Below are 14164 nucleotides of genomic sequence, written 5' to 3' on the forward strand. Positions count from 1 at the left end.
AAGGCGGGGTAGATATTCGGCATGACCGATCATTTGAAAATCGCACTGGCGCAGGCCAATCCGACGCTTGGGGATATCTCCGGCAATGTTTCGCTTGCCCGCAGTTTTCGCATCGAGGCGGAAGCCCTCGGCGCGGATATCGTCATTTTCCCCGAGCTGTTCCTGACCGGCTATCCGCCCGAGGATCTGGTGATGAAGGGGGCGTTCCAGCGCGCGGTGGCGGCCGCGATGACGGAACTTGCCGAGATGACCCTCGACGGCGGGCCGGCGATGCTGATGACGGCACCGCTTGTCGACGGGGGCAAAGTCTACAACGCCGCCTGCCTTCTCGAAGGCGGGAAGGTGAGCGCGGTGCGCTATAAATCGAAGCTCGCCAATTACGGCGTTTTCGATGAAATCCGCGTCTTTGAGGCCGGGCCGCTGCCGGGGCCGATCCCCTTCAAGGGCGTCCGCCTCGGCGTCATGATCTGCGAGGATATGTGGCTTCCCGATGCGGCCGAATGCCTTGCCGAGACGGGGGCGGAGATGCTGATCGTGCCGAACGGCAGCCCGTATGATTATATCAAGTCCGATATCCGTCTCAATCACGCGGTGCAGCGGGTCACCGAGACGGGGCTGCCGCTTGTCTATCTCAATCAGATCGGCGGGCAGGATGAGCTGGTCTTTGACGGCTCCTCTTTCGTTCTCAATGCCGACCGCTCGCTGAAAGTGCAGATGGCGGGCTGGAAAGAGAGCCTTGTCGTCACCGACTGGCGGCGGCAGGCGGATGGCGGCTGGGCCTGTGAGACGGAGGAGCTGGTGGATCCCGGCAGCGCGCTCGAGCGGATCTATCACGCGATGGTGCTGGGCCTTAAGGACTATGTGGAGAAGAACCGCTTTCCGGGCGTCGTCCTCGGCCTCTCGGGCGGGCTTGATAGTGCGCTGAGCGCCGCTGTCGCCGTCGATGCCCTCGGCGCGGACCGTGTTCACTGCGTCATGATGCCCTCGAAATACACCTCGCGCGAAAGCCTCGATGATGCGGCGGCCTGCGCAAAAATGCTCGGCGTCCGACTCGACAGCATTCCGATCAACCCGGGCGTCGAGGCGTTCGATGTGATGCTCGCCGACATCTTCCGCGGCCAGAATGTCGATACGACCGAGGAGAATATCCAGTCGCGCCTTCGCGGTATCACCTTGATGGCGATCTCCAACAAATTCGGCTCGATGGTGCTGACGACGGGCAACAAATCGGAAATGTCGGTCGGCTATGCGACGCTGTATGGCGATATGTGCGGCGGCTATTCGGTGCTGAAGGATGTCTACAAGACAACCTGCTTTGCGCTTTCCGAATGGCGCAATGCGCATCACTCGCCGCTCTTTCGCGGGCCTGCCGGGCCGGTGATGCCGCAGCGGGTGATCACCAAGCCGCCCTCGGCCGAGCTTCGCGACAACCAGAAGGATGAGGACAGCCTGCCGCCCTACGAGATTCTTGATGCGATCCTGCACGGGCTCGTGGAGGAGGAGAAATCGGTCGGCGAGCTGATCGACGCGGGCTTTGACGTGGCGACGGTCAGCCGGGTGCAGAACCTTCTCTACACGTCGGAATACAAGCGGCGGCAGTCGCCGCCCGGCGTCAAAATCTCGATCCGCAACTTCGGCCGCGACCGCCGCTATCCCATCACCAACGGTTTCAGGGACAAGCGATGACAGGCCGGTTTCGCTTTGCGCCGAGCCCGACCGGATATCTCCATGTCGGCAACGCCCGCCTTGCCCTGATCAACTGGCTGATGGCCAGAAAATCCGGGGGCGAGATGATCCTCCGTCTCGATGATACGGACAGTGATCGCTCAACGCCCGAATTTGCCGATGCGATCGAGGCGGATCTTCTGTGGCTCGGGCTGGACTGGTCCGAGCTTCGCCGCCAGTCGGAGCGGAGCGATGCCTATGTGCGCGCCTTTGAGGCGCTGAAGGCGGCCGGGCGGATCTATCCCTGCTATGAGACGGCGGAGGAGCTGGAATACCGGCGCAAGCGCCAGCTCGCCCGCAAGCAGCCGCCGATCTATGACCGCGCCGCCCTCGCGCTCTCGGAGGAGGAGCGATCGACGCTGGAGGCGGAGGGGCGCAAGCCGCACTGGCGCTTCCTGCTGGATCAGGGCGTGATCCGTTGGCGCGATCTTGTGCGCGGGGAGGTGGAGGTTGATGCGGCGAGCATGTCCGATCCGGTGCTGATCCGCTCCGACGGGCGGCCGCTCTATCATCTTCCCTCGGTGGTCGATGATATCGATTTTGGCATCACCCATATCATTCGCGGCGAGGACCATGTGAGCAACACGGCGCTGCATATCCAGATTTTTGCCGCTCTCAAGGCGCCGGCGCCCACCTTCGGGCATATCCCGCTGCTGACCGGGCCTGACGGCGGGCCGCTTTCTAAGCGCGAGGGGAGCGCGAGCCTGCGGGAGATGCGCGAGAGCGGCATCGAGCCGATGGCGCTTGCCTGCCTGCTGGCCCGGCTCGGCACCTCGGAGAATGTCGAGCTTCGCGCCTCGCTCCATGAGATTGCCGAGCATTTTGATATCAGCCAGTTCAGCCGCGCCGCCGCGCGCTTCGATCCGGCCGAGCTTGCGCATCTGAACGCCCGCCTGCTGCACCGGATGGAATGGGCGGATGTGCGGGAGAGGCTGGATCTCGACGGCGCGACGGAGGCCTTCTGGCTCGCTGTGCGCGGTAATCTCGCAACGCTTGATGAGGCGCGGGGCTGGTGGCAGGTGGTGACGGGGCCGATCACCCCGGTCACTGAGCCGGAAAGCGAGAGCCTCCGCGCCGCCGCGGCGCGGCTTCTCCCCCAAGGCGCGCTTGACCCGTCAAGCTGGAAAGCCTGGACCGATGCCATTAAAGCGGAGACCGGCGCGAAGGGCAAGGCGCTCTTCCTGCCGCTCCGCCTTGCGCTCACCGGCCGCGATCACGGGCCGGAGATGAACAATCTGTTGCCCCTGATCGGACGCGCCCATATACTCGCGCGCCTGAATGGCCGCACCGCGTAAGCCTTCGAGGATTATTGTGACGCTCTATCTCTACAACACCGCCAAACGGCAGAAAGAAGAGTTTGTTCCGCTTGAGCCGGGAAAAGCGGGCATGTATGTCTGCGGCCCGACCGTTTATGACTTCGCGCATATCGGCAATGCGCGGCCCGTGGTCGTCTTTGACGTGCTCTACCGGCTGCTCCGTCATCTCGGTTTTGACGTGACATATGTGCGCAATATCACCGATGTCGATGACAAGATCATCACCGCCGCGCGCGAAAATGGCGAGAGCATCGAGGCGCTCACCCTTCGCACGGCGAAGGCCTTTCAGGATGATATGGCGGCGCTCAACGCGCTGTCGCCGACGTTTGAGCCGCGCGCAACGGAACATATCGGCGGGATGATCGAGATGATCGCGGCGCTGATCGAAAAGGGCCATGCCTATGAGGCGTCCGGCCATGTGCTGTTCGATGTGACCAGCATGGCCGATTACGGCGCGCTATCGGGGCGCAACCGCGACGAGATGATTGCCGGCGCGCGCGTTGAGGTTGCGCCGTATAAGAAGGATCCGGCGGATTTCATTCTCTGGAAGCCCTCGGATGCGGATGTTCCGGGATGGGACAGCCCATGGGGGCGCGGCCGCCCGGGCTGGCATATCGAATGCTCGGTTATGAGCAAGGCGAAACTCGGGGTTACCTTCGATATCCACGGTGGCGGGCGCGACCTCATATTTCCGCATCATGAAAACGAAGTCGCGCAAAGCCGGTGCGCCCATGACGGCGCGCCGTTCGCGCGCTACTGGGTGCATAACGGCTTCCTGATGGTGGAAGGCAAGAAGATGTCGAAGTCGCTTGGCAACTTCTACACGGTGCGTGAGCTTCTCGCCGAAGCGCCGGGCGAAGCCCTCCGGATGAACATGCTGTCAACGCACTACCGCCAGCCGCTCGACTGGACGGCGAGCGGGCTGAAAGCGGCGAAGGCGAGCCTCGATCGGCTCTATACGGCGCTGCAGAAGCTGGCGGAGGTGGAGGCGGGGCCGGCCGTGCCATCGCCTGAGGTTCTCGCCGCCCTGCTCGATGATCTCAATACGCCGCAGGCGCTTGCCGCGCTCAATGCGCTGGCGGGCGAGGCGAACAAGGCGACAGATGCGGCGGAGAAAGCGCGCCTTAAAGGCGAGCTTCTCGGCTCCGGCGCGCTGCTTGGCCTGCTCGCAATGAGCGCCGATGACTGGTTCCGGGGCGGGAGTGATGCGAACGCCGGGGGCTGCCTCAGCAATGCGGAGATCGAAGCCGAGATCGAAGCCCGGCTTGCGGCGCGTAAAGCAAAGGATTTCGCAAGGGCGGACGCCATCCGGGACGCGCTTGCGGCAAAAGGGATCATTCTTGAGGACGGTCCCGGTGGAACGACATGGAAGAGAGCATAATGGCACGCGAGAGACTTTATCTGTTTGACACGACGCTGCGCGACGGGGCGCAGACGCAGGGCGTAGACTTCAGTGTTGAGGATAAGGCGACGATTGCGCGCGCGCTCGATGCGCTGGGTATTGACTATATTGAGGGCGGCTGGCCGGGAGCGAACCCGGGCGATACGGCGTTTTTCGCCGATCCGCCGAAGCTGAAGCGGGCGACGCTGACGGCCTTTGGCATGACCAAGCGGCCGGGGCGGAGCGTCGCCAATGATCCGGGCCTGCAGGAAATTCTGGGGGCGAAAACGCCGGCTGTCTGCATCGTCGGCAAAAGCTCGGAATTTCAGGTCAATGTCGCCCTCGGCATCAGCCTTGAGGAGAACCGCGAGCTGATCTCGGAGAGCATCGCTGAAATTGTCCGCCAGGGCCGCGAGGCAATGTATGATGCGGAGCATTTCTTCGACGGCTATAAGGCCAACCCCGACTATACGCTCTCCTGCCTGAAAGCGGCGGCTGATGCGGGCGCCCGCTGGGTCGTCCTCTGCGATACCAATGGCGGCACGCTGCCCGATGAGGTGGAGCGCATCGTTGGCGAGGTCGTAAAGCATATTCCGGGCGCGAAGCTCGGCATTCACTGCCATAATGATACCGAAAACGCGGTCGCCAATACGCTGATGGCGGTGAAGGCGGGCGTGCGGCAGGTGCAGGGCACGCTGAACGGCCTTGGCGAGCGCTGCGGCAACGCCAATATCATCTCGCTGATCCCCTCGCTCGTCCTCAAAGAGCCGTTCCGCTCATTGGTCGATACCGGGATCACGGAGGAAAATCTGAAGCATCTGACGCCGGTCTCGCGCCTGCTCGATGAGATCCTGAACCGCGCCCCGAACCGCCACCAGCCATACGTCGGCGCTGCGGCCTTCACCCATAAGGGGGGCTTGCATGTTTCGGCGGTCGAAAAGGATCCGCGCACCTATGAGCATATTGCGCCGGAGATCGTCGGCAACCAGCGTCACCTGCCGGTCTCCAACCAGGCCGGGCGCTCCAACATCATCGCCCAGCTTCGCGACTTCGGCCTTGAGATCGATCCCAAAGACCCGAAGGTTGACCGCCTGCTCGAAGAGGTGAAGGAGCGCGAATTCGACGGCTTCTCCTACGATACGGCGCTGGCGAGCTTCGAGCTGATGGCGCGCCGTCGCCTCGGCCAGCTTCCGAAATATTTCGATGTCGAGAGTTTCCGCGTTCAGGTGGAGCGGCGCTATAACGCGAAAGGCCAGCTTCTCACGGTCTCCGATGCGGTCGTCAAGCTGCTGATCGACGGCGAGCGGATCATGTCGGTCGGCGAGGGGAACGGCCCGGTCAACGCCCTTGACGGTGCGCTCCGCAAGGATCTCGGCCGCTATTCGCAATATATTGACGGCCTCCGCCTTGCCGATTTCAAGGTGCGCATCCTGACGTCGGGCACCGAGGCGGTGACGCGCGTTCTGATCGAAAGCATCGATGAGGAGAATAACCGCTGGTTCACCGTCGGTGTTTCGCCAAACATCGTTGATGCGTCATTCGCCGCGCTGCTCGACAGCATTACCTACAAGCTCCTTCGGTCCGGCGCGCCGGCAGGCGGGAAACCAGCCCGCTCATGAGCGACGGGCAGGGAAATCCGCAGCCCGTCATCATTCTTGTCGAGCCGCAGATGGGAGAGAATATCGGGGCGGCGGCGCGCGCCATGCTGAATTTCGGCCTCAAAGACCTGCGCCTTGTCGCGCCGCGGGACGGCTGGCCGAACGGGCGGGCGATTGCGATGGCCTCGCACGCCGATGAGGTTCTGGAAAATGCCCGTCTCTATCCGACAACCGAAGCCGCCATCGCCGATCTCAACTATGTCTATGCGACAACGGCGCGCCGGCGTGATGTGATCAAGGAGATCGCAACGCCCCGCGCCGCGGCGACGGCGCTGCATGCACGCGAAGCCGAAGGTTTGCGCTGCGGCATTCTGTTCGGCAAGGAAAGCGTCGGCCTCTCCAAAGCCGATGTGGCGCTTGCCGATGCCATCATCTCGGTGCCGCTCAACCCGAAATTCACCTCGATCAACCTCGCGCAGGCCGTACTGCTGGTGGCCTATGAATATTTCCAGGAAACGAGCGCCGCGCCGCCCGTGCGCCTCCATCGCGAGCAGCGCCCCGCCAACAAGGAAGAGCTGACGCATCTCTTCAACCGTATCGAGGCGGAGCTGGAGCTGCGCGGTTATTTCGAGCCGATCCAGCACCGGCGCAAGACATTGCTGCGAAACATGCGTAATATGTTCCAGCGGCTCGGCCTTCTGGAATCGGATGTGCGGGCCTTTCAGGGGATGATCAAGGGGCTCGCCCTGCCGCGACGGGAGACAGGCGATGACAGGAAAGGCGACGGAGACGGGAAGCCGGCCCGCGAGCAGCGGCGCAATCGCTCATAATTTTGCCGATCTCGGCACCCTCCGCCTGCATTATGCCGAGACGGGCGTAAGCGAGGCGCCGCTCGTTCTCCTGCTGCACGGCTTTCCTGAATTCTGGTACTGCTGGAAAGCCATCCTGCCGAAACTGGGCAGGGCGTTTCACGCCGTCGCGCCCGACATGCGCGGCTACAATCTTTCGGACAAACCCACGGATCTCAAGGCCTATCACATCCGCGCGCTTGTTCAGGATGTGCTGGATCTTGCCGATCATTTCAAGGCGGAGAAATTCTACCTCGTCGCCCATGACTGGGGCGCGGCCATCGCCTATGCCGTCGCCATTGCGAAGCCGGAGCGGATCAAGGGCCTCGTCGTCCTGAACGGCGCGCATCCCTATATCTTCGCCGAGCTTCTCAATCGCAATCCGGCGCAGATCGAAAGCAGCCGCTATATCGCGGAGTTTCAGGAGGCCGGCATCGAGGGGAGGCTGCTCGAGAATGGCTGCGAATGGCTGATGAACTGGACGTTTCGTGATCTTCACGCCCGCGGGCTGATGCGCGATGAGGATCTTGACGCCTATCGCGCCGCGTGGGAAAGGCCCGGCGCGATGACGGCGATGCTGAATTACTACCGCGCGACGCCGCTGCGTCCGGCAACGCGTGAGACGTTTGGAAAGGGCACGGGCCTTGATCCGGCGGCGTTCAGGGTCGATGTCCCGACGCTCGTCCTCTGGGGTGAGGCGGACAGGGCGCTCATCACCGAGAATCTTGACGGCCTTGAAAAATTTATCCCCGATCTTCAGATCATCCGCTTGCCGGATGTCGGCCATTGGGTGACCCATGAAGCGCCGGAGCGGGCCTTTCGCGAGATATCGGACTTTCTCACCCGGCAGATGCGCAAAAATGCGCATGCTAAGGCTTGACAAGCGGCGGGTAGTTTCTATGATGCGCGCCTTGTGCAGGACTCGTCGGACTGCCTTTTTCCTGAAATTTGAGCTGGATAAAGTACATGAGCAAACGCATTCAAGCGAAATATAAAATTGACCGTCGCATGGGCGAGAACCTTTGGGGTCGCCCGAAAAGCCCGGTAAACCGCCGTGATTACGGGCCCGGCCAGCATGGCCAGAGCCGCCGCGGCAAACTCTCCGACTATGGCATTCACCTGCGCGCCAAGCAGAAGCTGAAGGGCTATTACGGCAATATCACGGAAAAATCCTTCCGCCGCGTCTATGAAGCCGCCGAGCGTCTGAAAGGCGATACCTCCGAAAACCTCATTGGCCTGCTGGAGCGCCGTCTCGATGCCGTTGTCTACCGCATGAAATTCGTGCCGACCGTCTTCGCCTCACGCCAGTTCGTCAACCACGGCCATGTGCTGGTCAATGGCAAGCGCGTCAATATCGCCTCCTACATGGTCAAGCCGGGCGATGAAATTGAAGTTCGCCAGAAATCCAAGCAGCTCGCCATCGTGCTGCAGGCTGTCGACAGCCCCGAGCGGGACGTTCCGGATTATATCGAGGTGGACCACAAGACCATGAAGGGCACGTTCAAGGCCATTCCGAAGCTCGCCGATGTTCCGTATCCGGTGATGATGGAGCCGAACCTGATCGTCGAATATTACTCTCGCTAAGACTTGCGAGCCGAACAGAAAGCCGGAGCCAGCCTCCGGCTTTTTTATTGCCTGATTTTCGGCTTGCGCGCGGCGAGGCGCTTCTCGCGGTTGATCGACCGGCGGACCCGATGATAATCGATCAGTCCGATCAGGAGCGCGAGCAGGGAGAGCGGCAGCAGGCACCAGCCGATGAAATGCAGATATGTCTCGGCGGAGAATTTAAGGAGCGCGACGGCGCCCGCCGTGAGCGCGATGGCGGTCTTGATATAGGCGAGCAGCGTGCGCCTGTTGGCGAGCTCGGTCCGGTGGACGGAGAGGATAAAGGGATCCACCTCGCATTCCTCTTCCGCCAGTGCGCGCGCATCTTTTTTCATTCGCAAAGCGTAGCAGCAAACGCGGTCCGCGCCAAGAAAGCGATCAGGCCTCTTCTGTATGCGGATAAATCATTGCCGCACGCGGCTCGTCCGGATTTTCAATGAGCACGCGGTTGCCGTGGATCTTCACTTGGCGCGCGGCGACGAGCTTGAGGGCGAGGGGATAGATGAGATGCTCCTGCTCCAGAATGCGGGCCGCGAGCGCATCGGCGGTATCTTCCTGCAGGATCGGCACGACGGCCTGCGCGATGATCGGCCCGTCATCCATCTCCGGGCGGACATAATGCACGGTGCAGCCGGTGAAGCGCGCGCCGCTTTCGATTGCCCGCTCATGCACGTGCAGCCCCTTGAAGGCCGGTAGCAGCGAGGGATGGATGTTGAGGATGCGGTCGCGCCAGTGATTGACGAAATCCGCGGTCAGCAGCCGCATGAAGCCGGCAAGGCAGATCAGTTCGATCCCGGCGGATTCCAGATAGCGGGTGATTTCGGCTTCGAAATCCGCCCGTGTCTCGAAATCGCGGTGGTCGATGACATGCGTCGCAATCCCGTTTTCGGCGGCGAATTTCAGCCCCGCGGCCTCCGGATTGTTGGAGAGGACGCTGACGATTTCCGCCGGGAAGTCGGCATCATGGCTTGCCCGCACCAGCGACTGCATGTTGGAGCCGCGGGACGAGATAAAAACCGCTACTTTCAGCTTTGCCACAGCTCATCCAACCCTGAAATGACAACCTGCGGCGCCTCTGCCGCGCGCGCGGCGAGGGCGCCGACGGTGTAGACCGTCTCACCCGCCGCTTCGAACGCGGCCCGTGCGGCCTCCGCCCGTTCGGCGGGGACGACGACGACCATGCCAAGACCGCAGTTGAAGGTGGTGGCTAGCTCGCGCGGCGCGATATTCCCAAGCTCGGCAAGCCATTTGAAGAGCGGCGGCAGCGGCCAGGCGGACGCCTCAAGATGCGCGGCGAGATGTTTCGGCAGCACGCGCGGGATATTTTCAAAGAGCCCGCCACCGGTGATGTGGGAAAGCGCCCGGACGTGGCCGGCGCGAATCGCTGCAAGGCAGCTTTTCACATAAATCCGCGTCGGCGTGATCAGCGCATCGCCAAGCGTGATCCCCGGATTGAACGGGGCAGGGGCGGCATAGTCGAGATTGAAATCGGCCACCAGCCGGCGCACCAGCGAATAGCCATTCGAATGGATCCCCGACGAGGCAAGGCCGAGCAGCACATCGCCGGCTTTCAAATTCTCCGGCTTGAGAAGCTCGTCGCGCTCCACCGCGCCGACCGTGAAGCCCGCGAGATCATAGTCGCCCTTCGCATACATCCCCGGCATTTCCGCCGTCTCGCCGCCGATCAGCGCGCAGCCCGCCTCGCGGCAGCCCGCGGCGATGCCCTTGATGATATCGCGCGCCGCCGCGACATCGAGGCCGCCGGTCGCGAAATAATCGAGGAAGAGGAGCGGCTCCGCCCCCTGCACGACAAGATCATTGACGCACATCGCGACAAGGTCGATGCCGACGGTATCGTGGCGGTTCATGTCGATGGCGACCTTCAGCTTGGTGCCGACGCCATCGGTCGAGGAGACGAGCAGCGGATCCTTGAACCCCGCGGCGCGCAGGTCGAAAAGGGCGCCAAAGCCGCCGAGATCCGCATCGGCGCCCGGCCGGCGGGTCGATGCGGCAAGCGGCTTGATGGCCTCGACAAGTGAGTTTCCTGCCACAATGTCGACGCCTGCGTCCTTATAGCTGTAACTTTTTTTGGAGCTATCGGTGTTCATCAGTTATGCTGCATCCGGTTTAGCGATTATGTTCGGGTCAACATACTTTTTTTCCGGTGGTTTGCAATGACGGAAACACAGACAAAATCATTCTTTTCCTGCGCCCTCGGGCTCGCAGTGCTGCTTTTCTGCCTCGCTGCCGTGCCGGGAGAGGGGCGGGCGGAGGCGGATTTTTACGTGATCCGCAACATTTCCGTTGATGAAACCGCCGACTCCGCCACGACCGCGCGCACCGTCGCCGTCGCCAACGGGCAGAAGCGCGCCTTTGCGGCGCTGCTCCGCCGCCTCGTGCCGGCGGGGGAGCACAACCGGCTGCCGCAGCTTGATGATGCGTCCATCACCGCGCTCGTCGCCTCCTTTCAGGTCGCCAATGAACGGAGTTCGGCAACGCGCTATCTCGCCGACCTGACGTTCGAGTTCAAGCGCGACGATGTTCGCTCGCTGCTGCGTGCCCGGCAATTGCCCTTCTCCGAAGCCATCGCTCGCCCGATTCTCGTCCTTCCCGTCTATATTGAGGGTGAGAAAGCCAATCTCTGGAATATGCCGAACCCGTGGCGCGAGATCTGGACCGAGGTCGTGGATTACGGGCTGCGGCCGAAAGCGCCTGATGCGCTCCGCGATGACTGGGCGCAGCCGTTCGTGCAGCCCGTCCTTATGCCGGCGGGGGATCTGGCCGATATTCGCCTCCTCGATGCCGAAATGGCGCTGAATATGGATCCGGTCGCCATCACCACCTTGCAGCACAACTATGAGGTGGCTGCCGTGCATGTCATCAGCGCGCGGCCGCGCCAAAGCGCCGACGGCGCGCCGCTTCTCGATGTGACGTGGAAGAAAAGCGGCAGCAGCACAGATTCCGCGCCGCAGGTCTTTCGCGGCAGCGTGGATCACGCCGCGCTGATGCAAAGCGCCGTCTTCGAGCTGCTGCGTCAGATGCAGGAGGACTGGAAACAGCGCAACGTCCTCGATTTCAGCACCGAAACGGTGCTCGCGGTGACAAGCCGGGTGCGGAGCCTCGATGAATGGCTGCGGCTGCAGCGCCAGGTCGAAAGCCTCTCGAACGTCAGCGCCGTGCGCCTTCGCGATCTCTCGGTCGGCGAAGCCTTCTGGAATATCACCTATATCGGCAGCATCGAACAGCTGACGGCCGCGCTCGAGCGGCGCGATATCGAGCTTGTCGATCATCAGGGATACTGGACAATTGACTTCAGGTAGGTCATTTAATCTGTTGAAACAGCGCGCGAATTTTTTGTCTGGACGCACATTTGAACATTCCTAACAGCCTCACGCTTCTGCGTATGCTTCTGGTGCCTGCCATCATCTGGCTGATTTTGTCGAACCAGATGTATCCGGCCTTCATCGTGTTCCTGCTGGCAGGGGTGACGGATGCGCTCGACGGCTTTATAGCCAAGCAGTTCGATATGGTAACCCCGCTTGGCACCTATCTCGATCCGCTCGCCGACAAGATCCTGCTGGTCTCGATCTATGTGACGCTCGGCATTCAGGCGGATCTGCCGAGCTGGCTGGTTATTCTGGTGGTAAGCCGCGATTTTCTGATCGTTGGTGGAATTCTTCTCACATTTCTATTGTCCCTGAACGTCACAATCCTGCCATCAAAGCTCAGCAAGCTGAATACCTTCTGCCAGATTCTGCTCGCGGCCTGTGTTCTTGCCGATGCGGGGCTGGAGATTGGCGTCGGATCGATAGTCGCAGGGCTGGTCTATGTCGTTGCACTCACGACCATCCTTTCGGGGATCGCCTATACTTTACAATGGTTCCGCCAGAACGGCACGCAGACGGGGACGAAATGACGCTGAAACAACAGATAAAATTCTGGCTGATCGCCCTGCTTGTCTTTGTCCTTTTCCTGCTGCTGCTGAGCAATATCCTGCTGCCGTTCGTGCTCGGCATGGCGATCGCCTATTTCCTCGACCCCGTTGCTGACCGGCTGGAGGAGGCGGGGCTGAGCCGTACCGCAGCGACGGGCATCATTGTCGGGCTCTTCGTCGTGCTCTGCGCGCTGACGCTGACGCTGCTGGTGCCGATGATCATCGAACAGGTGCTCGGCCTTCTTGACCGGCTGCCGGTCTATTATCAGAGCCTGCATGATTTCCTGCTGCCGCTGATCGGCCGGTTCGTCGATATTCCTGTCTTTCAGCAAAGCGAGGAGATCCGCAAGGGGTTCGGCCAGTATATCGGCGAGGCGGTGAAAAGTCTTGGCTCGGTCTCGAAAGACATCATCAGCGGCGGCGTTGCCGTCGTGAATATGATGGCGCTGTTCGTGATTACGCCGGTGGTGGCCTTCTACCTGCTGCGCGACTGGGATCACATCGTCGAGCGGGTCGACGGCTGGCTGCCGAGAAATCACAAGGAGCGGATCCGCAGCCTCGCGCGCGAGATCGACGAGGTGCTGTCGGGCTTTGTGCGCGGGCAGTCGCTGGTCTGCCTGATCCTTGCCACCTATTACGGGTTTGCGCTGATGCTGACGGGGCTCGAGTTCGGCCTCATTATCGGTATCATCACCGGGCTCATCTCCTTCATTCCCTTCATTGGCGCGATCTTCGGCTTTATCGCCTCCGTCGGGGTGGCGCTCGTGCAATTCTGGCCCGATCCCGTCATGATCGGGATTGTCATCGCGATTTTCGTCGTCGGGCAGATCGTTGAAGGCTATATTCTGATCCCGAGCATGGTCGGCGGCAAAATCGGGCTGCATCCGGTCTGGGTGATGTTCGCGCTGCTGGCCGGCGGCACGCTTTTTGGGTTTGTCGGCGTCCTGATCGCCGTGCCCATGGCGGCCGTCGTCGGGGTGCTGAGCCGCTTTGCCGTCGATCAGTATCTGCAAAGCCCGATTTACAGCGGTGCGCCGCCCGAGGAGCCCGAGGAGCCGATCGAGAAATAGATGCCGCCGTTTCAGATCCCGCTTGATTTTCCCGCGCGCGTCGCGCGTGGACGTGATGATTTTCTGGTCACCCAAAGCAACAGCGACGCCGTTGCGTGGATCGACCGCTGGCCGGACTGGCCGGCGCGGAGCCTCGTGCTGGTTGGTCCGGCGCGCAGCGGCAAGAGCCATCTTGCCGAAGTCTGGCGCACGGCAAGCGGCGCGGCGCGCGTTCCACTCGCCGCTCTTGCCGGCGCTGGAATCGAGGCGCTGACGGCGCGCGCCGGGACATCGCTACTTATTGAGGATGTAGATAAAGAGATTTCCTTATCTGCAAATGAAAACACGCTTTTTCATCTCTATAACCTTGTGCAGGAGCGGGGCGGCAGCCTGCTGCTGACGGCGCGGAGCGCACCGGCGGCGTGGGATGTGGACCTTGCTGATCTTCGCTCCCGTCTTGGCACGATCGCGGTTGCGCATATTCGCGAGCCGGACGATGCGCTCTTCCAGGCGCTCGTCGTCAAGTTTTTTTCCGATCGCCAGCTTGCGGTCGCGCCCGAGGTTGTCCAGTATATCGTGCGGCGGCTGGAGCGATCTTTCGCTGCGGCGGAACGGTTCGTGCGGCGCCTTGACCAGAGCGCCCTCGCCGAGAAGCGGAACATCACGGTCGCCTTCATTCGCGACCTGTTGAAAGAGGAGGGGGAATAA

At 61.8% G+C, this 14164-nt stretch carries 14 protein-coding genes; 11 read left to right on the forward strand and 3 right to left on the reverse strand.

What is annotated here, in order from left to right:
- Positions 1–21 precede the first annotated feature (21 nt).
- The 7 genes from V7Z56_RS09060 (at position 22) to rpsD (ending at position 8452) form a co-directional block, all read left to right on the forward strand.
- On the forward strand, positions 22–1686 hold the full coding sequence (locus V7Z56_RS09060) for an NAD+ synthase (protein WP_334129090.1): 1665 nt from the start codon (positions 22–24) through the stop codon (positions 1684–1686).
- Positions 1683–3020 carry a glutamate--tRNA ligase gene (gltX, locus tag V7Z56_RS09065; RefSeq protein ID WP_334129091.1) on the forward strand — a complete coding sequence of 446 codons (1338 nt, stop codon included), beginning with the start codon at positions 1683–1685 and terminating at the stop codon, positions 3018–3020. Before V7Z56_RS09060 ends, gltX begins: the two co-directional genes overlap by 4 nt.
- Positions 3021–3036: 16 nt before the next feature.
- Entirely contained in the window at positions 3037–4422 is a 1386-nt protein-coding gene (gene cysS / locus V7Z56_RS09070) for a cysteine--tRNA ligase (protein ID WP_334129092.1), read from the forward strand.
- A complete protein-coding gene (cimA, locus tag V7Z56_RS09075) occupies positions 4422–6041 on the forward strand; it encodes a citramalate synthase (protein WP_334129093.1) in 1620 nt (539 codons plus the stop codon). The genes cysS and cimA overlap by 1 nt, the downstream gene beginning before the upstream one ends.
- Positions 6038–6850, forward strand: a complete 813-nt coding sequence (locus V7Z56_RS09080) for an RNA methyltransferase (RefSeq protein WP_334129094.1) — start codon at positions 6038–6040, stop codon at positions 6848–6850. Before cimA ends, V7Z56_RS09080 begins: the two co-directional genes overlap by 4 nt.
- Positions 6789–7748: an alpha/beta fold hydrolase gene (locus V7Z56_RS09085; RefSeq protein ID WP_334129095.1), complete on the forward strand. Its 960-nt coding sequence runs from the start codon at positions 6789–6791 to the stop codon at positions 7746–7748. Before V7Z56_RS09080 ends, V7Z56_RS09085 begins: the two co-directional genes overlap by 62 nt.
- 86 nt (positions 7749–7834) lie before the next feature.
- Positions 7835–8452: a 30S ribosomal protein S4 gene (gene rpsD / locus V7Z56_RS09090; protein WP_334129096.1), complete on the forward strand. Its 618-nt coding sequence runs from the start codon at positions 7835–7837 to the stop codon at positions 8450–8452.
- A gap of 44 nt (positions 8453–8496) precedes the next feature.
- Here the strand turns inward: rpsD and V7Z56_RS09095 are convergent, their stop codons facing one another.
- Genes V7Z56_RS09095 through purM form a run of 3 tightly spaced genes read right to left on the reverse strand, consistent with a single transcriptional unit; the run spans position 8497 to position 10581 of the window.
- The gene (locus V7Z56_RS09095) at positions 8497–8808 is read right to left on the reverse strand and encodes a DUF202 domain-containing protein (RefSeq protein WP_334129097.1); all 312 of its coding nucleotides are present in this window, start codon (positions 8806–8808) and stop codon (positions 8497–8499) included.
- A gap of 43 nt (positions 8809–8851) precedes the next feature.
- Complete coding sequence (gene purN, locus V7Z56_RS09100) at positions 8852–9511, reverse strand: phosphoribosylglycinamide formyltransferase (protein ID WP_334129098.1); 660 nt, start codon at positions 9509–9511, stop codon at positions 8852–8854.
- Positions 9499–10581 carry a phosphoribosylformylglycinamidine cyclo-ligase gene (gene purM / locus V7Z56_RS09105; protein ID WP_334129099.1) on the reverse strand — a complete coding sequence of 361 codons (1083 nt, stop codon included), beginning with the start codon at positions 10579–10581 and terminating at the stop codon, positions 9499–9501. The genes purN and purM overlap by 13 nt, the downstream gene beginning before the upstream one ends.
- Before the next feature lie 66 nt (positions 10582–10647).
- On the opposite strand from purM, the gene V7Z56_RS09110 reads away from it, so the two are divergent.
- Genes V7Z56_RS09110 through V7Z56_RS09125 form a run of 4 tightly spaced genes read left to right on the forward strand, consistent with a single transcriptional unit; the run spans position 10648 to position 14164 of the window.
- Complete coding sequence (locus tag V7Z56_RS09110; RefSeq protein WP_334129100.1) at positions 10648–11793, forward strand: DUF2066 domain-containing protein; 1146 nt, start codon at positions 10648–10650, stop codon at positions 11791–11793.
- A gap of 50 nt (positions 11794–11843) precedes the next feature.
- Positions 11844–12389 carry a CDP-alcohol phosphatidyltransferase family protein gene (locus V7Z56_RS09115; RefSeq protein ID WP_334129101.1) on the forward strand — a complete coding sequence of 182 codons (546 nt, stop codon included), beginning with the start codon at positions 11844–11846 and terminating at the stop codon, positions 12387–12389.
- Complete coding sequence (locus V7Z56_RS09120; protein ID WP_334129102.1) at positions 12386–13477, forward strand: AI-2E family transporter; 1092 nt, start codon at positions 12386–12388, stop codon at positions 13475–13477. The genes V7Z56_RS09115 and V7Z56_RS09120 overlap by 4 nt, the downstream gene beginning before the upstream one ends.
- Positions 13478–14164: an HdaA/DnaA family protein gene (locus V7Z56_RS09125; RefSeq protein ID WP_334129103.1), complete on the forward strand. Its 687-nt coding sequence runs from the start codon at positions 13478–13480 to the stop codon at positions 14162–14164.

Source organism: Sneathiella sp., assembly GCF_036844445.1.
Lineage (GTDB): Bacteria > Pseudomonadota > Alphaproteobacteria > Sneathiellales > Sneathiellaceae > Sneathiella.